Source organism: Ruegeria sp. HKCCD4884 (genome assembly GCF_013110855.1).
Taxonomy (GTDB): Bacteria; Pseudomonadota; Alphaproteobacteria; order Rhodobacterales; family Rhodobacteraceae; genus Ruegeria.
The window spans coordinates 422,100-437,951 of the sequence record NZ_WVRJ01000002.1 but is presented as its reverse complement, the minus strand read 5'-3'; the positions used below and the strand labels follow the sequence as shown (position 1 = coordinate 437,951).

Sequence of the window (15,852 nt, the reverse complement as noted above, 5' to 3'; positions counted from 1 at the left end):
ATGTTTCAGCGAGTTGCCGCCTAAATGTGCAAGTATTTCAATCCTCGAACGGGTTTTCGGCGTTCAGAACTGCTTCAGTATCCGCTCCACACACCGGGGGCGCACTGCGATATGTTACAGGCGTGCGTGACAGATTGAGCGGATTTCCGATCAGACTGACAGGGCCCGGCTGGGCTTGCATGTCGATCTTCATGTGCCGTGCGGCGACTTGTTCGGTGTCGAAAACCTGATCAAGCGTCTGCACCGGGCCGACCGGAACTTTCAGAGCCTCAAGACCCGAGATGACCTCTTTTGTGTCCAGGGCCTGCATCGAGGGTCGCAAGATGGCGTTCAACGCGTCCCTATGTTCAAGGCGTGATGGGTTGGTCGCAAAGCGAGGGTCTTCGGCCAGTTCGGATCTTCCTAAAAAGCTGCAGAACCTTTTGAATTGTCCGTCATTCCCAACGGCCAGAATCACATGGCCGTCTGCGGTTTCATAAACCTCATAGGGCACGATATTTGGATGTCCGTTGCCGCGCCGCTGGGGGACACTGCCCGAGGTCAGGTAGTTAACACCTTCGTTGATCAGCCACGCAATCTGCGCGTCGACGAGCGCCAGATCGATCTGCTGACCTTCACCGGTCAGGTCTCGGTGGCGCAGCGCGGCCAGAATCCCGACACTCGCATACATGCCACACATTACATCTGCGATACCAACGCCCACCTTCATCGGTGCGCCCTCTGGATCGCCAGTCAGCGACATGATACCGCCGTAGCCTTGTGCCATCAGGTCGTAACCGGGTTTGCTGGCGTTCGGTCCGGTTTGTCCATAGCCCGAGATCGAGCAGTAGACCAATCCGGGAAACTCTTTCGACAATGTGGCGTAGTCCAGGCCGTATTTGGCCAACCCGCCGGGTTTGAAGTTCTCGATCAGGATATCCGCGTGTGAGGCCAGGCGACGGATTTCGGCCTGACCCTCAGCGGTAGCGATATCCAGTGCTACGGATTTCTTGTTGCGGTTGGCGGACATGAAATAGGCGCTCAGGTCCGAGCGGTTGCCTTCGGCATCCGTTACATAGGGCGGACCCCATTGCCTTGTGTCGTCGCCGCCTGTGCCGGGGTTTTCGATCTTGATAACGCTTGCGCCCAGATCGCCCAGCAATTGCGTGCATGTGGGTCCTGCCAAAATGCGGCTAAGATCCAGAACCTTAACGCCCTTCAAGGGGCCTTCAGATGCGGCCATCATAGCCTCCACGTTCAATCTCTGCCGCGATGACAGTAAAAGTGTCTGCCTTTACAGCAGCTTCCAACGCTGAGCGCAATTCTGCCCGGTTGCGAACGGTATGGCCATGTCCACCAAAGGCCCGACCCATGGCAGCGAAGTCGTGGTGGCCAAAATCGACGCCCTTGTTTCCCATTTGTCTTTGACGCTGTTTCAGTTCGATCAGTGCAAGACTTGCGTCGACAAAAACCAAAAAGATCGGATTGCCGCCCATCTCGGCTGCGGTCGACAATTCCCCGGCCACCATCAGAAAACCGGCATCGCCTGAAAAGCTGATGACCGGGCGTTGGGGTTCCGCCAGTTTCAGGCCAATGGCCATTGGAACCGCACATCCCATGGTGCATAGCGCCGAAGACTGGATCAGTCCTCGCTCCTCGCTGCAATTCCACATCTGACTCAGCAAAATACGATGTGCTCCACTATCTGCAGTTGCCAAAGTTTCAGGGGGCAATACTGCCCGCGTTTCAGCAATAACCGCCGCCGGTCCCCAATCTTCGTCATTTGGGAAGGCCTTTGCCAAAGCGGCTTTGACCTTCGAAGGCTCACCCGCCGGCCACGTGGCCCGCGCCGGATTGCCCTTGGCGATGGCTTCCAATGTCTCGCCTGTGTCGGCCACCAGATTCAGCCCCGCCTGATGCATGTAGTGATCATTGACCACTGCCGATATATCGATAACGCGTTTGTCTGCGGGGTCCCAAATCTCGCGCCAGCCGGGGCGCATTTCGATTGGGTCATAGCCCAAACACAGCACCAGATCCGACTGTTCGATCAGAGGCACCAGATGCTTGTCCGCCAGCGGCGACAGACCGGCACCGCCCAGACACAAGGGGTGATCTTCAGGGACCACGCCTTTGGCTTTGTAGGTGGTTACAAACGGGATACCGAAATGTTCCAAAAACGCCTGCACCACGCTGCGCGAGTCGTCGTACAGAACATCTACACCGACGATGGCAACGGGACGTTCGGCCTCTGCCACCCAGCGGCGGGCCTTTTCCAAACACTCGCCCCCGGGGCTGACAGGCGCGATCTTGGCCAAGCGGCGGCGTTTCACCCCGGTCACTGGCGTGTCGGCGACCGAAATCGGAACATCGATATGAACCGGGCCGGGGCGCGGTTGATTGGCCAGCGACACCGCCTTGTCCGCGACGATATCCGCGCCTTTGGCCGTCAGTGTTAAGGTGCCCTTGGTGATCGAGCGATAGACCTGCGCGTGATCCATGACCTGATGTGTGTAGGTCAACGCTTCATCCGCATCGACACACCCTGTCAGCACGATCATCGGCACACGGTCCTGCAGTGCGTTGGCCACCACGTTGATGCCATTCATCGCGCCGGGGCCAAGCGTGGCCACCAATATCGCAGGCGCGCCGTCGCGGTGATGCACCGCCTCCGCCATGAACCCGGCGGAGTTCTCGTGTTTGGTCAGGTGAAAGGTGATACCTGCCTTTTCCAGCGCGTCGACCAATGTCAGAACTTCGCCCCCCGGCATCCCAAAGGCGTGGCGGCACCCTGCTTCGTACAGGCGTTGGGCCAGAAGATCCGCGGCGCGGGGCGAGGGGTCCTGCATAAGTCATGCTCCGAAAAAACCGTTTCAAAGCAGATTGCGGAGGACGCCCCCGGACGCAAGGCGGTTCACGCCAGTGTGACTATTTGACTGCGTCTTGGGCGACAGATTGAAACTTTGTGTCAAGTTCTGTGGCGATGTCCGCCAATGCTTGCCCCCCTTCCGATGCGTAAGGGGCAAAGACAAAGCTGGGGGTTTTGTAGGACAGTGTGGCAGAGCCGTCCTCGTTTTCCGTGACATAAAAGCGGATGGGCGCTTCGATCATCGCATGGGTTGAGGTTTCAAGCACCCGCACGGCGTAGTCGTTGTTGAAAGCTCCGATCACCCGGTTGCCCGGAATGGTGATCCCGCGCGCGGCAGCTGCCTTGGTGGGGCCAGCCTGCGTCACGACGATCAACCCGTTTTCCTTGATGGCGGCTTTGGTGTCGTCAACCAATTCTGAATAGGGTTTGTCTGTCGGGTAGACGGCCCAGCCTTCCGGCGCATCCTGCGACCAGACGGGCGAAGCGATCAGGCAGAGCAGGGGAACAAAGGCTTTCATGATCACGTCTCCGATAGAATGCTGAGACTTTTGTGCCAGACTTAGGCGCGCTGCGCGGTCACAAACGCGTGTTCATCGCGAGCAACTAACCTCAGCGCTTCTTAAGCACATAGATGTCCATGATCCAGCCATGATCTGCTCGTGCTTTGGCACGCGTATCCAGGATCTGTTGGGCGACCTGATCCAGCGGACCGTTGATCAGCAGCTCTTCTTTCATACCCACATACGCGCCCCACCAGATGTCGAACTCCGCCATCTCAAGGGATTGAAACGAGCATTCTCCATCTAACATAACCGCTACTTTTGAGCCGGTTGCGGGCCACCCTTCATCTCGAATGCGGCGGCCTGTTGTGACGACATATGGCGCACCCAGATCATTAATCGGGATCGCATGGGCCGCGGTCAGCGCTTGCAAGGCAGTAATGCCGGGGATCACTTTCGTGTTGGGTTTGGGGTCCAGCCGTGCAGCGATGCGCAGCGAGCTGTCGTAGAGCGACGGGTCGCCCCAAATCAGCAAGGCCACATGTTGTGCCGTTGGGTGGGTATCAATAGCCTCTTGCCAGCGCAGGGCAATGGCATCGTGCCATTCGTCAACTCCGCGCAAATAGCCATCGTCCGCGCGGCGTTTGGGGATATCGAAGTAAGCGATCTGAGGCGCGGTATCGGTGACTTCTGCAATGATCTCTTCGCGCAGCCCGGCCAGATCGGCTTTGCTCTCTCCTTTTCGCGGGATCAGAATCAGGTCCGCCGCCCGGATCGCATTCGCCCCTTGAAAGGTTACATGATCGGGGTTTCCCGTGCCAATGCCGATCAGGCTCAGGTCAATCATCTTCGAACTCCGCCAACGGGCCATACAGGATCAACGCCGGAGCTTTGCCAATCTCGGACTTCAACTGATCCGCCAACGCGCCGATGGTGGCGCGCTGCAGCTTTTGATCCGGGGTCGACACGGATTCAGCCATCAACGCCGGAGTGTCCAGTGGCAGGCCATGAGCATTTAACGCTTCAACCAGCAGCGGGAAGGTGCGCTTGCCCATGAACACAACGGTGGTCGCTTGAGAATCTGCCAAAGCAGTCAGGTTCAGATCGTCCGGCAGTTCACCGCTGACGTCATGGCCGGTGACAAACTGCACCCGTCGTGCGGTCAGACGACGGGTGAGCGGAATGCCTGCCGCCGCTGCTGCTGCGATGGCAGAGGGGATGCCGGGAATGATTTCATACTCAATTCCAGCTTCACGCAGGGCCACAAGCTCTTCTTCCAGACGTCCGAACATGCCGCCATCGCCAGACTTCAGCCGCACAACGTGCTGGCCGGTCTGGGCATAATCTACCAACAACCGGCTGACATGGTCCTGTTTGGGCGAGGGGCGACCAGCCCGCTTGCCGACACCCACAAGATCCGCATCCTCGCGCGCGTGGCTCAAGATTGGCCCGCTGCTTAGATCGTCGAACAGAATGGCATCCGCTTTTTGCATCCGGTCCACGGCCTTCAGTGTCAGCAATTCCGGATCACCGGGGCCCGAGCCGATGAAAGAGACAAAGCCGCTCATGCCGAGGCCTCTGCGATCAGGTGAAAGAACGTGCCGGTGACATTGCCGCGCACCGAGCCCGTCTGCGGGCCTTCTGCGCCTTCGGCATCAAACACACGTGCAAGCGGGGCATCAGGTTGGTCCACAATCGAAGAATAGTGAAATTCGTGCCCGCGCAGTGCAGCGCCTTCAGCAAAACCGGGCATGGGCGCAAGAAGCTCGGCCTTGCGATATCCAAGGTTGAACTTGCGCTTTTGATAAGATGTCACCAGTCCCAGCAAACCTGCCATTTCATGCTGCCCGCCATCCTTGTCGATCAGCGCTGTCCCAAGCGCCATATAACCCCCGCATTCCCCATGAACCGGCTTGGTCTCAGCATGCTTGCGCAGACCCGTCAGGAACGTGTTCGCAGCGGACAGTGTCCCTGCGTGCAACTCTGGGTATCCACCAGGCAGCCAGATCAGATCAGCATCTGTCGCGGGCGCTTCATCGGCCAGTGGCGAAAAGGGCAGGATCTCGGCCCCTGCCGCGCGCCAGCCTTCCAACAGGTGCGGATAGGTGAACGAAAAGGCCGCATCCCGAGCCAGCGCAATCCGCTGAGCCGGAGGGCGCGGCAGCGCGGCTGACGATGGCCCGCCGGGGCCTGAGGAAGCCGCCCGCTTAATCGCCTCAAGATCAACATGTTCGCGCAGAAACGCCGCATAGCCAACGATTGCGCTTTCCAGATCCGGATGCTCAACCGCTTGAATCAGACCCAAATGCCGTTCGGGTAGGGTCAGGTCGCCTCGGCGCGGCAACACGCCCAGCACCGGTAATCCTGCGCGTTCCATCCCCAGTCGGGTCAAACGCTCGTGCCGGGGGCTGGCGCAGCGGTTCAGGATCACTCCGGCAAAGGGCAGATCGGGGTTGTACATCTTGAACCCCAACGCCGTCGCTGCCGCCGATTGCGCCTGACCACCGACGTCAAGAACCAGCACCACCGGCCATCCCATCCGCGCAGCGGTTTCAGCACTTGACCCGTGGCCCAGCTCTCCGGGTTTAGCGACACCATCGAACAGCCCCATCGAACCTTCGGCCACAACGATATCCGCGCCCTCGGCCTGCGCTGAAATCGCGCTCAGCAAAGGATCACCCATCGCCCAGCTGTCCAGGTTGAACGACGCACGGCCCGCTGCCGCCCGATGGAACGCAGGATCAATGTAATCCGGCCCGCTTTTGAACGGTTGAACGGTCAGACCATCCTCGGCCAAAGCCCGCAACAGGCCCAGCATCACCGTTGTCTTGCCGGTGCCGGAGGACGGCGCTGAAATCAGAACGCCTGGGGGGTTAGTCATCGCCATGGCTCCAGCTGGACCATGGGCTATCCGCGCTTTGCGGGCGATAGCGGCGGTCGTATTCTTTAGAATAAAGGCAGCTTTCGTCGAAGCCTTCACCCGCCAGCGCCGGACCAACCATGATCAGTGCAGTGCGCGAGATTTTCTCGTCCAGCGCTTCTTTCAGCGTCTCCAGCGTTGCTCGAATGATCTGCTCGTCCGGCCAGCTGGCGCGGTAGACTACGGCTACCGGGCAATCTGCACCATAGGCTGGCGTCAGATCGGCAATCACTTTGTCCAGATTGCCGATCGACAGGTGAATGGCCAGCGTCGCCCCTGCGCGCGCGAAGTTTTCCAGCGTCTCGCCTTCGGGCATCGAGGATGCTCGTCCCGGCGTCCGGGTCAGCACCACGGATTGCGCCAGACCCGGCAACGTCAGTTCCGTACCAAGCGCAGCAGCAGCAGCGGCAAACGAAGGCACGCCCGGTGTGACGCTGACCGGGATGCCCATCTCCTTCAAACGGCGGATTTGCTCTCCCATAGCCGACCAGACCGACAGATCACCGGAATGCAGGCGTGCCACATCCTGACCCGCTTTATGGGCCGCGTCGATCTCGGCCATGATTTGATCCAGATCCAGGGGCGCGGTGTTGATGATCTTTGCGCCCTCGGGGCAGTGGCTCAGGATCTCTTCGGGCACCAGTGACCCAGCATAAAGGCACACGGGGCAGGATGCGATGATATCGCGCCCGCGCAGCGTCAACAGGTCGGCAGCGCCCGGTCCGGCGCCGATGAAATGAACGGTCATGTTTGTCCTCCGATGGCTATGGCGCATGTGGCCAGCCGGTCGTCTGAAATCTGTCTGGGTGAGAGCAACCGCGCGCCCGAGCCAAATAGCTTTCCGGCGGCAGCCAATGCGGATGCTTCGGCCACGCTTCCGGTGCCATAGGTGGCACGGCTGCGGGTCGAGCAAGTAAGTGTGCGTTGCCCGGCCAAATCGGCTGCAGCAATGAAATGCACGGGCAGAGACACCTCTTTTGCAAAGGATGTCAGCGCTGAATGGCCTTCCTTGTCGGCGACAGTCGCCAAGGCTGCCACATCATGGTTCGCAGTCGCCGCGTTAAATGCTTCACGCAAGCTATCTTCTGTTGCAGCAGAGGAGAAACCGAGGCCAGCAACGATCATAGCGTTACGCTCCACTGCACCACCGGATAGGCGGATTTCCAGCCGCGCCTCGGTCCCAGCGGGGCGGAATGTGCCAGTTCTATCCGAAGCAGGTCACCGCCCAAGTCTTCGTGCCAACGTGCCAGCAGGGCCTCGCTTTCCAATGTGACAGCGTTGGCGACAAGGCGTGTGCCTTTGGGAAGCGCATAGCGCAGCCACGCCAGCAGATTGGCGCTCAATCCTCCGCCGATGAAAACGACATCCGGCAGGTCGACACCTGACAGCGCTTCTGGTGCGGTTCCGTGTACTATATTCAATCGATCCTGCCCCAACGTATCTGCATTTCGGCGGATTCGCTCAGCCCGGTCGGCACGGGGCTCAACACACGTCGCTGAAAGGGTCGGATCACACATCAGCCATTCGATACTTATTGAACCTGTGCCTCCACCGATATCCCACAGATGTTCGCCCCGTTGCGGGGCAAGCGCTGAGAGGGTCAGCGCTCGGATGGGACGTTTGGTGATCTGCCCGTCGGTGTCAAAGATGTCATCGGGTTTGCCAGACGCTTTGGACAGCGCAGGACCTGCGCCGGTGACGTCCAGGCCAACGCAGACGGGGTGGTCGAACGTGCCAAGAAGGGCCTCGGTCAGAGTGACGGTTTGAGAGTTTTCGCGCGGGCCGCCCAAAGCCTGCATCACGTGCAGGGAAGAATCCGCAAAACCGGTTTCAGTCAGATATGTCGCCAGTTCCGCAACAGCCTTTCCGTCGCGCAGCAACAGAATCGCGCGCAGACCCGGGGCGAGATGGGGCCGCAAACGGGTCAGCGGCGCGGCGTGCAGGCCAAAGGTCAAAGTGCTTTCCAAGGGCCAGCCGAGCCGGGCAGCGGCCAGCGAAAAGGTAGATTGGCCGGGCAGGGCGGTCCATTCACCGGCATCGAAGTTGCGCGCAATGACAGACCCCGCGCCAAACCAGAACGGATCGCCCGAGGCCAGAACTACAGTTTGCTTTCCGCGCAGCCCTTGCAGGATCGGCAAACCATCCGAGAAGGGCACCGGCCATTCAACGCGTTCTGCCCCGGTTTCGGGCAGCAGTGACAGGTGGCGTGGTGGCCCCATGATCACTTCGGCCCGGTCCAACACTTGACGGCTTGTTGGCGACAGGCCATCAAGCCCATCTTCGCCCAATCCCAGAACGGTTAACCATGGAGCATCAGACATGACTAATATCCTGATCCCCAATGTGTTGATTCTGGGCGGTACGACCGAGGCCAACGCCTTGGCTAAAACCTTTGCGGAACAGGGGATTGCGGCTGTCTATTCTTACGCAGGACGGGTGGATAACCCACGCCCGCAGCCTTTGCCCGTACGTGTTGGCGGTTACGGAGGCTCGGAAGGTCTGGCGGATTACATCCGCGACAACGCCATCACTCATGTTGTGGACGCAACCCATCCGTTTGCGGCCCAGATGAGCCGGAACGCGATTGAGGCGTGTCGCGCAACGCAGACGCCCCTGGCCGCGCTGACCCGCGCGGCGTGGGCGCCGCAATCCGGCGATAACTGGAATCACGTTCCTGACATCGCTGCCGCTGTCGAAGCACTGTCCTGCGACGCACGGCGGGTTTTCCTGGCCGTTGGCCGTATGCATCTTGAGGATTTTGCCGCCCAGCCCCAGCACATTTATCTGCTGCGTCTGGTGGATGACCCCGACAGCTTGCCCCTGCCGAATGCCGAAGTTGTCGTTGCCAGAGGGCCCTTTACCGAAGCTGACGACTGCGCTCTGATGCAGCGCCATGGGACGCAGCTTGTTGTCTCCAAGAACGCGGGCGGTTCCGGTGCGCGGGCCAAGCTGGACGCGGCGCGCGTATTGGGCCTGCCTGTGCTGATGATCGACCGCCCGGTTCTGCCACAACGGACCGAGCTTACGACTGTCGCTCAGGTTTTGGACTGGCTGTCTCATCCCTGATCCTCATCAGGGGTGAAGCGAGGGGTGTAGACGATTGGTGCGCCTTTGCGCTCGATCACGCGGGTGCGGGACGAACCCACAATGACCACTGTCTGCATATCCGCCATCTCGGGTGTGGCTTCGGCAAGCGTCGAAATTCGGATCGCCTCGTCTGACCGCGAAACCGCGCGAGCGAACATAATCAGGCGCTCGGGCTCACATTCGTCGCGCAGGATTTCGAGTGTTTTTACAAACCCTTCCGGGCGAGACTTTGAGCGTGGGTTGTAGAAGGCCATCGAAAAATCGGCCTGTGCCGCCAGACGCAACCGCTTTTCGATTAATGACCAGGGTTTCAAGTTGTCGCTGAGGTTGATGGCGCAGAAATCATGCCCCATGGGCGCGCCTGCTCGCGCAGATGCGGCCAGCATCGCGGTGATACCCGGCAGTACATCGATCTGAAGATCGCGCCATTCAGAAGGGCCGCTTTCCAGCGCCTCAAAGACGGCTGCGGCCATGGCAAACACACCGGGGTCGCCCGAGGATACGACAACAACTTTCTTGCCCTCAGCTGCCATTTGCAACGCATGTTGCGAGCGGTCGATTTCGACCCGGTTATCACTTGCGTGCAAGGTCAGGCCGGGGCGTTCGGCCACACGGGCCACGTACGGGATGTAACCTACCACATCGGTGGCCTCTGCCAGCGCCGCAGTGACTTCTGGTGTCACCAGTGCCTCATCACCCGGTCCCAACCCTGCAATTTTGACCCAACCGTTCATGGCCGCCGTCCCTGGCCATGCACCACGATGATTGAGAAATACGGGGTGATCTTTTCGCAAGCCTCCGACAGTTTTGTCACCGTCTGGTTCGGCATTTGCGCGTATTCGACGATCCACGCCCGGTCATAAAGACCTGAGGTTTTCAAAGCCCGCTTCACCTTGTCGATGTTCCGCCCGATCTTCATCACAACCAGCGCATCGGTTTGCGCCATACGCTCGGCCAGAGTGTCTTCGGGCAAAGTGCCAACCAGCACGGTCAACACGTCATCACCCCATGTGATCGGGTCACCTGTCGCGGTCCACGCACCAGACATGCCGGTGATTGCGGGCACAACCTCCACCGGAGCTTCGTTGCGCAACCGGTTATAAAGATGCATGAACGAGCCATAGAAGAACGGATCGCCCTCGCACAGAACCACAACGTCTTCGCCCTGTTCGGACAGTGTTTTCAGATGGGCAGTGCAATCCTCGTAGAACGCGGCCAGCAATTCATTGTAACGCGGGTCCGTGACGGGGATCTCGGTGGTTACGGGGTATTCCATCGGAAATTCCACCGCACCTTCAGGGATCATGCCATTGACGATCTTGCGGGCCTGACCGCTGCGGCCTGGCTTGCGGAAAAAGGCCACATGCTTTGCGTTGCGCAACAGGCGATCCGCCCGGACGCTCATCAGGTCCGGGTCGCCTGGGCCAAGGCCCACGCCGTATATGGTGCCCATGCTCATTCTGCCCGACTTGCGATGGCGTTGACGGCTGCCACGGTGATGGCACTGCCGCCCAGACGACCTTTGACAATGCAGGATGGCACGGGTTGTGCTTCCCACAGTGCATCTTTGGATTCTACAGCGCCGACAAAGCCCACGGGGCAGCCAATGATCGCGGCGGGGCGCGGGCAATCAGGGTCTTCCAACATGTTCAGAAGGTGAAACAGGGCCGTCGGTGCGTTGCCGATGGCGACCAGCGCGCCTTCCAGATGCGGACGCCACAGTTCCAGCGCAGCAGCAGAGCGGGTGTTGCTCATCTCGGCGGCCAAAGGGCGCACGCGTTCATCGTGCAGGGTGCAGATCACTTCGTTATCGGCGGGCAGCCGGAAGCGGGTCACACCTTCGCTGACCATACGCGCATCACACAGGATCGGTGCACCGTTTTCCAAGGCCGTGCGGGCAGCCGTCACAAAACCAGGCGAGAAATGGACGAACTCTTCCAGCCCGACCATGCCCGCGGCGTGGATCATCCGGACGGCGACCTGCTCTTCATCGGCATCAAAACGGGCCAGATCAGCCTCGGACCGGATGGTGGCAAAGCTTTCCTTGTAGATCGCCGCGCCATCGGTTTCGTATGTGTAGGGCATCAGGTGAAGTCCATAGTCATGAGTGTTTCGGGGTCGAGCCCGCGCTGGCAGGGCTCATCCCCTGCGCGGCCCTGTTTTACAAGATCAAATCGTCCGTTTGCGCCCACCAATGTGATGTCGGCAAGCCCCATCCGGGCACAGCCCTTGGCACAGCCCGAGACATGCAGGCGTCCGGGTATGCGCGCAGCCAAGGCACGGGCGATGTCGCGGGTTTCCACCTGCGCCTGCGGGCAAAACGGTGCGCCGGGGCAGGCGTCGGTGGTCATCAGCGGGTCAGAGGCGTCCGTGACAAACTCTGTTGCGGGTATCGCCGCCACGCCTTCCAGCAGGATCAGCCGCCACGGCGTGACACGCAGGGCAGCCGCGCCGCTGTCGTCAATCAGATCATAAAGTTTGCGCGCAGGCAGCGATCCAAAAGCTGCGCCGTACAGCGCGCCCAGATCACATGGGCCAGGTTGCAGTTTTGAGCCGACGGGACCCGGCGCATGCCCTTGCCATTCCTGCGGCAACGCGTCGATGACCCGCGCCATGCGGCGAGTTTCGGACGTGTATGTCTTTGAAAACCACATGGCTAACGCGATCGCATGATCAATGGCGTCGGCCTCGGTCATGGGCCGCCCGGTTTCGCAGCCATCGGCGCGCAGGATTAGGCCGTCAACGCCTGTTTCCAGACGAATATCCGCCGAATCCGCGTTCAAAAGCCGCGCGGGTCCGGTGTCGATGGCAAAACCGAACTTGGCGGGCAGGGCAGGCAACTCCGCCAACCGGTCGATCAGTTCCTGAGTCAGCCGCGCAGTCAAATCACCGGCCTGATACAGCGGTGTGACCAGAATATTGCGTCGAACCTCGATGCCGGGTTCCGCATCCAGAAGGTTCAGCGCTGCAAGCTCCTTAAGCAGCGGCTGATGGTCATAGTCCTCCACGCCCCGCAATTGAAGATTGGCACGGTTGGTCAAGTCGATCGACCCGTTGCCAAACCGATCTGCAAGGTCGCACAGACCCAATGCCTGATCAGCTGTCAGACGCGCCAGCCGGGGCCGGACCCGCACGACCAACCCGTCGCCGGACATCATCGGACGATGGGCACCGGGGCACCAACCCTGCACGATAGGAGCGCTCATGTCAGGCCCTCCAGATCCGCCCGGATCGAGTTTCGACGGGTGTTCCAAAGCCCGGCCTCCAGCAACGCGCGGAACCGGTCCTGCATTGCTTGATGGGCCAGGGGATTAGCCTCTTGCAGGAAGGCGTCCACTTCTTCGTTGCCCAAAGTGGCATCGTGGTAAAGATCGAACAGATGTGGTGCGACCGTCCCGGACAGATGGGCGAAGGATGCCATGTGATCAAGCGTCGCCGCGATTTCAGCCGCGCCCCGGAAACCATGCCGCTGCATCCCTGCGATCCAGTTGGGATTTGCGGCGCGGGCGTGAACGACACGGCTGATCTCTTCCGGCAGGGTTCGGGCGCGGGGGTTTTCGGGGTTTGTGTTGTCCAGATGGTAAAGCTGCACGCTACCTCCGGTGATTTTCTTGGCTGCCGCAAATCCGGCCTCATGCGTAGCGTAGTCATTGGCCAGCAGCAGATCGGTCTCGGTCAGATCCTGCAGGTGAACAAAGCTGTCAGCATCGGCCACGCGCTGGGTGATACCGTCTTTGTCCTGTGCGATGTGTTCGCCTTCCAGCGCGAAAGAACTGGCTTCCAGCCAAGCCTCACCCGCCTGGGCGCGCGCTTCGTCGGTGTAGACTTCGGACAATTGGGTCATGTTGACGCCATAACTCCCGGGCGCCGGGCCGTAGACGCGGGCCGTAGGGGCCAAGCCTGCATAGGGGTTCCAGTCCGGTGCTTCGTCACGCGCAGACAGAGCACGAACGGCTTGGCCGTATAGCGCCGAAAGGGTCGGGAACACATCCCGGAACAAGCCCGACACGCGCAGAGTGACGTCCAGACGCGGGCGGCTGAGATCGGTAATCGGCAGGACTTCGACGCCCGACACCCGTTCGGAACCCTTGTCCCAAACGGGTTTGACGCCCAGTAGATGCAGCGCCATGGCAAATTCTTCACCCGCGGTGCGCATGGTGGCCGAGCCCCACAGGTCTACAATCAGCCCCCTGGGGTAATCGCCTTCTTCCTGCAGATGGCGGCGTACCAGTTCTTCAGCCAGTTTGACGCCCTGCGCATAGGCTGCGCGGGTTGGGACCGAGCGTGGGTCGGTTGTATAAAGGTTTCGCCCGGTCGGCAGCACGTCCGACCGCCCACGATACGGGGAGCCGGATGGGCCAGCCTCGATCCGTTTGCCCGCGAGCGCGTCGATCAGAGCACTTCGTTCGGCATGGGCCGAAGCCGTTGGGTCGAAATTGCCTGTCACTTCGGGCACGCGACCAAAGATATGTAGCCCGTCGCCGAATTGGCTTTCCTTGATGTCACAGACAAAGCGGTCGATCCGGGTGATCGCCTCGGCTGTGCAGGTGGCTTGATCGAGGCCAAGATCGTTTTCCAGCCCGATGGCCTGCGCTTCGTCACGGATATCTTCTTGCAAACGGTCGCGGCGCTTGGGGTCTAACCCGTCTGCGTTCGAGAACTCATCCAGCAGCGACTCCAACCGCACCATCCGGTCTGGCGTTCCGCTTTCCTTCATCGGCGGTGGGATGTGGCCCAGCGTGACGGCCCCGATCCGACGCTTGGCCTGCGCGGCTTCTCCGGGGTCGTTGACGATAAAGGGGTAGATCACTGGCAGGTCGCGGATCAGCGCTTCGGGCCAGCAATCGGCAGACAGGGCCACAGATTTACCCGGCAACCATTCCAGAGTGCCATGCGCACCGATATGGATCAGCGCATCCGCTCCCAGACCTTTGCGCAACCACAGATAAAAGGCGACATAGCTGTGACGCGGCGTGCGCGACAGGTCGTGATAATCGTCATCGCGCAGTTCCGGTGTTCCGCGTTCGGGTTGCAGCGCGACCAGAGCTTGGCCACGGCGCAGAGCTGTGAAGTGGAACGCGCCTCCTGCAAAGGCGGGGTCGTCTTCGCATTTGCCCCAAACCGTTTGAAGATCGGTTCGCAACTGCTCGGGCAGATCGGTCAGCGCTTGCAAGTACTCGTCCAGCGGCCAAGAAATGCGGGCGTCCAACAGTGTTTCAGCAATCGGTTCTGCTGACGCGGTGTCATAGCCTTCGTTCTGGAGATCGGACAGCATCGCCTCGGCAGATGCCAGCGCGTCCAGGCCCACCGCATGGGCCATCTGCCAGTCTTTGCCGGGATAGGTCGACAGCACCAACGCCGGGATCTGATCCGCCTTCGGTTTGTCGTTCAGGCGCAGCCAGCCTGATACCCGGTCGATAATGGCTTCGATCCGTTCGGCCTCGGCCCGGTGGGCAAAGCGGGAGTATTCCAGATGAGGATCGCGTTTACCCGGTTCCTTGAATGAAGCGATGCCCGCCGAAATCCGCCCGTCTACCTCGGGCAAGACAACATGCATGGCAAGGTCGGCAGGTGAGAGACCGCGTTCCGCCTCAGCCCAGGCTTTGCGGCGCGAGGTGGCCAGAGCGACCTGAAACACTGGCACATTGGCGGTATCCAGCGGAGACGTGCCCGACGCGCCTTTGCCCGAAAAGGACGTGGCGTTGATAATGGCAGCGGGGGTCAACGTCCTAAGCGTCTCGCGCAACCAATCGGCAGCAGTTGGCGCTTTGAGAGAAGGCGCGAACAGGCCCACTGCCGCAAATCCGCGCGCACGCAAACTGCGGATCAGAGCTGCGACTGGGGCGGTGTCGGCCGACGTCAGATATGCGCGGTAAAACGTGACGACGATACGTTTTGCGTCGCCTTCGAACGCGGTATCCGTTGGGATTACACCACGATCCGGGCACCATGCGCCGCATTCAGGCAGGGTCTTTGCGCCCATCACCGGCCCGGCATAAAGCCCTGCTGCCAAGGCCATCTGGGCCAATGCGGCTTGTGCTGCGACCTCGCCACCGGTGTCGCACAGATGGGCCAAACGGCGCAGCGTTGAAACGGGCAGGGTAGAGTAGTCATCCAGCCGCGTATCTTCGCGCCCATCCGCGGGCAGAACGGCAAGCGCGATACCCTTGGCCTGCGCCAGCGCCAGAACCTGTTGCAAGCCGTAGGACCAGTAAGGCACGCCGCCGATCAGGCGGATCAGAATGCCCTTGGCGCCGTCCAACGTCTGCTCGACATAGGTGTCGACGGACAGAGGGTGTTTGAGGGCGGTCAAATTGGCCAGTCGAAGCGTTGGCATTCGACCCTCGGTTCCGCCGCCACGATGCCAGCCCGCCGCGAAAGCGCCGAGGTCGCTGTCCGAGAAGGACAAAACAACCAGATCCGCCGGGCTTTGGCCCAGATCGGTTGGGGTCTCGGTTTCCTCGAGCCCGTGGCTTTCGCGGAAGACGACGTGCATG

Annotated in this window: 15 protein-coding genes; 1 reads left to right on the top strand and 14 read right to left on the bottom strand. The window is 60.6% G+C overall.

Annotated features, from left to right (window positions below; translation table 11 throughout):
* Positions 1-37: 37 nt before the first annotated feature.
* From GS636_RS04580 to cbiE, 9 genes are all read right to left on the bottom strand, one after another.
* Positions 38-1,222: a CaiB/BaiF CoA-transferase family protein gene (locus GS636_RS04580; protein WP_171668604.1), complete on the bottom strand. Its 1,185-nt coding sequence runs from the start codon at positions 1,220-1,222 to the stop codon at positions 38-40.
* Positions 1,209-2,828 (bottom strand): thiamine pyrophosphate-binding protein, encoded by a 1,620-nt coding sequence (locus GS636_RS04575; RefSeq protein WP_171668603.1) that lies wholly within the window; start codon positions 2,826-2,828, stop codon positions 1,209-1,211. Before GS636_RS04575 ends, GS636_RS04580 begins: the two co-directional genes overlap by 14 nt.
* Positions 2,829-2,907: 79 nt before the next feature.
* Positions 2,908-3,366, bottom strand: a complete 459-nt coding sequence (locus GS636_RS04570) for a DUF302 domain-containing protein (RefSeq protein ID WP_171668602.1) — start codon at positions 3,364-3,366, stop codon at positions 2,908-2,910.
* 91 nt (positions 3,367-3,457) lie between these two features.
* The gene (gene cobF, locus GS636_RS04565; protein ID WP_171668601.1) at positions 3,458-4,195 is read right to left on the bottom strand and encodes a precorrin-6A synthase (deacetylating); all 738 of its coding nucleotides are present in this window, start codon (positions 4,193-4,195) and stop codon (positions 3,458-3,460) included.
* On the bottom strand, positions 4,188-4,916 hold the full coding sequence (gene cobA / locus GS636_RS04560; RefSeq protein WP_171668600.1) for a uroporphyrinogen-III C-methyltransferase: 729 nt from the start codon (positions 4,914-4,916) through the stop codon (positions 4,188-4,190). Before cobA ends, cobF begins: the two co-directional genes overlap by 8 nt.
* Positions 4,913-6,235, bottom strand: coding sequence for a cobyrinate a,c-diamide synthase (locus GS636_RS04555; RefSeq protein ID WP_171668599.1), 1,323 nt, complete (start codon positions 6,233-6,235; stop codon positions 4,913-4,915). Before GS636_RS04555 ends, cobA begins: the two co-directional genes overlap by 4 nt.
* Positions 6,222-7,016 carry a precorrin-4 C(11)-methyltransferase gene (cobM, locus tag GS636_RS04550; RefSeq protein ID WP_171668598.1) on the bottom strand — a complete coding sequence of 265 codons (795 nt, stop codon included), beginning with the start codon at positions 7,014-7,016 and terminating at the stop codon, positions 6,222-6,224. Before cobM ends, GS636_RS04555 begins: the two co-directional genes overlap by 14 nt.
* Positions 7,013-7,393: a cobalamin biosynthesis protein gene (locus tag GS636_RS04545; RefSeq protein WP_171668597.1), complete on the bottom strand. Its 381-nt coding sequence runs from the start codon at positions 7,391-7,393 to the stop codon at positions 7,013-7,015. Before GS636_RS04545 ends, cobM begins: the two co-directional genes overlap by 4 nt.
* The gene (gene cbiE / locus GS636_RS04540; RefSeq protein ID WP_171668596.1) at positions 7,390-8,589 is read right to left on the bottom strand and encodes a precorrin-6y C5,15-methyltransferase (decarboxylating) subunit CbiE; all 1,200 of its coding nucleotides are present in this window, start codon (positions 8,587-8,589) and stop codon (positions 7,390-7,392) included. Before cbiE ends, GS636_RS04545 begins: the two co-directional genes overlap by 4 nt.
* Between cbiE and GS636_RS04535 the strand changes: the two genes are divergently transcribed.
* Positions 8,588-9,334, top strand: a complete 747-nt coding sequence (locus GS636_RS04535; protein ID WP_171668595.1) for a cobalt-precorrin-6A reductase — start codon at positions 8,588-8,590, stop codon at positions 9,332-9,334. The two genes, cbiE and GS636_RS04535, sit on opposite strands and share 2 nt — an antisense overlap.
* Here GS636_RS04535 and cobJ read toward each other — a convergent pair.
* Genes cobJ through cobN form a run of 5 tightly spaced genes read right to left on the bottom strand, consistent with a single transcriptional unit; the run spans position 9,325 to position 15,851 of the window.
* The gene (gene cobJ / locus GS636_RS04530; RefSeq protein ID WP_171668594.1) at positions 9,325-10,089 is read right to left on the bottom strand and encodes a precorrin-3B C(17)-methyltransferase; all 765 of its coding nucleotides are present in this window, start codon (positions 10,087-10,089) and stop codon (positions 9,325-9,327) included. The two genes, GS636_RS04535 and cobJ, sit on opposite strands and share 10 nt — an antisense overlap.
* Complete coding sequence (locus GS636_RS04525; protein ID WP_171091007.1) at positions 10,086-10,814, bottom strand: precorrin-2 C(20)-methyltransferase; 729 nt, start codon at positions 10,812-10,814, stop codon at positions 10,086-10,088. The genes cobJ and GS636_RS04525 overlap by 4 nt, the downstream gene beginning before the upstream one ends.
* Positions 10,811-11,440 carry a precorrin-8X methylmutase gene (locus GS636_RS04520; protein WP_171186135.1) on the bottom strand — a complete coding sequence of 210 codons (630 nt, stop codon included), beginning with the start codon at positions 11,438-11,440 and terminating at the stop codon, positions 10,811-10,813. The genes GS636_RS04525 and GS636_RS04520 overlap by 4 nt, the downstream gene beginning before the upstream one ends.
* Positions 11,440-12,561, bottom strand: coding sequence for a cobalamin biosynthesis protein CobG (locus tag GS636_RS04515; RefSeq protein ID WP_171668593.1), 1,122 nt, complete (start codon positions 12,559-12,561; stop codon positions 11,440-11,442). The genes GS636_RS04520 and GS636_RS04515 overlap by 1 nt, the downstream gene beginning before the upstream one ends.
* Positions 12,558-15,851 (bottom strand): cobaltochelatase subunit CobN, encoded by a 3,294-nt coding sequence (gene cobN / locus GS636_RS04510; protein ID WP_171668592.1) that lies wholly within the window; start codon positions 15,849-15,851, stop codon positions 12,558-12,560. The genes GS636_RS04515 and cobN overlap by 4 nt, the downstream gene beginning before the upstream one ends.
* Position 15,852 lies beyond the last annotated feature (1 nt).

What these genes read in the sequence shown, in the direction of transcription:
- GS636_RS04580 (WP_171668604.1), bottom strand. Translation starts at nt 1,222, where the DNA reads ATGGCCGCATCTGAAGGCCCCTTGAAGGGCGTTAAGGTTCTGGATCTT.
- GS636_RS04575 (WP_171668603.1), bottom strand. Translation starts at nt 2,828, where the DNA reads ATGCAGGACCCCTCGCCCCGCGCCGCGGATCTTCTGGCCCAACGCCTG.
- GS636_RS04570 (WP_171668602.1), bottom strand. Translation starts at nt 3,366, where the DNA reads ATGAAAGCCTTTGTTCCCCTGCTCTGCCTGATCGCTTCGCCCGTCTGG.
- cobF (WP_171668601.1), bottom strand. Translation starts at nt 4,195, where the DNA reads ATGATTGACCTGAGCCTGATCGGCATTGGCACGGGAAACCCCGATCAT.
- cobA (WP_171668600.1), bottom strand. Translation starts at nt 4,916, where the DNA reads ATGAGCGGCTTTGTCTCTTTCATCGGCTCGGGCCCCGGTGATCCGGAA.
- GS636_RS04555 (WP_171668599.1), bottom strand. Translation starts at nt 6,235, where the DNA reads ATGGCGATGACTAACCCCCCAGGCGTTCTGATTTCAGCGCCGTCCTCC.
- cobM (WP_171668598.1), bottom strand. Translation starts at nt 7,016, where the DNA reads ATGACCGTTCATTTCATCGGCGCCGGACCGGGCGCTGCCGACCTGTTG.
- GS636_RS04545 (WP_171668597.1), bottom strand. Translation starts at nt 7,393, where the DNA reads ATGATCGTTGCTGGCCTCGGTTTCTCCTCTGCTGCAACAGAAGATAGC.
- GS636_RS04535 (WP_171668595.1), top strand. Translation starts at nt 8,588, where the DNA reads ATGACTAATATCCTGATCCCCAATGTGTTGATTCTGGGCGGTACGACC.
- cbiE (WP_171668596.1), bottom strand. Translation starts at nt 8,589, where the DNA reads ATGTCTGATGCTCCATGGTTAACCGTTCTGGGATTGGGCGAAGATGGG.
- cobJ (WP_171668594.1), bottom strand. Translation starts at nt 10,089, where the DNA reads ATGAACGGTTGGGTCAAAATTGCAGGGTTGGGACCGGGTGATGAGGCA.
- GS636_RS04525 (WP_171091007.1), bottom strand. Translation starts at nt 10,814, where the DNA reads ATGAGCATGGGCACCATATACGGCGTGGGCCTTGGCCCAGGCGACCCG.
- GS636_RS04520 (WP_171186135.1), bottom strand. Translation starts at nt 11,440, where the DNA reads ATGCCCTACACATACGAAACCGATGGCGCGGCGATCTACAAGGAAAGC.
- GS636_RS04515 (WP_171668593.1), bottom strand. Translation starts at nt 12,561, where the DNA reads ATGAGCGCTCCTATCGTGCAGGGTTGGTGCCCCGGTGCCCATCGTCCG.
- cobN (WP_171668592.1), bottom strand. Translation starts at nt 15,851, where the DNA reads ATGCACGTCGTCTTCCGCGAAAGCCACGGGCTCGAGGAAACCGAGACC.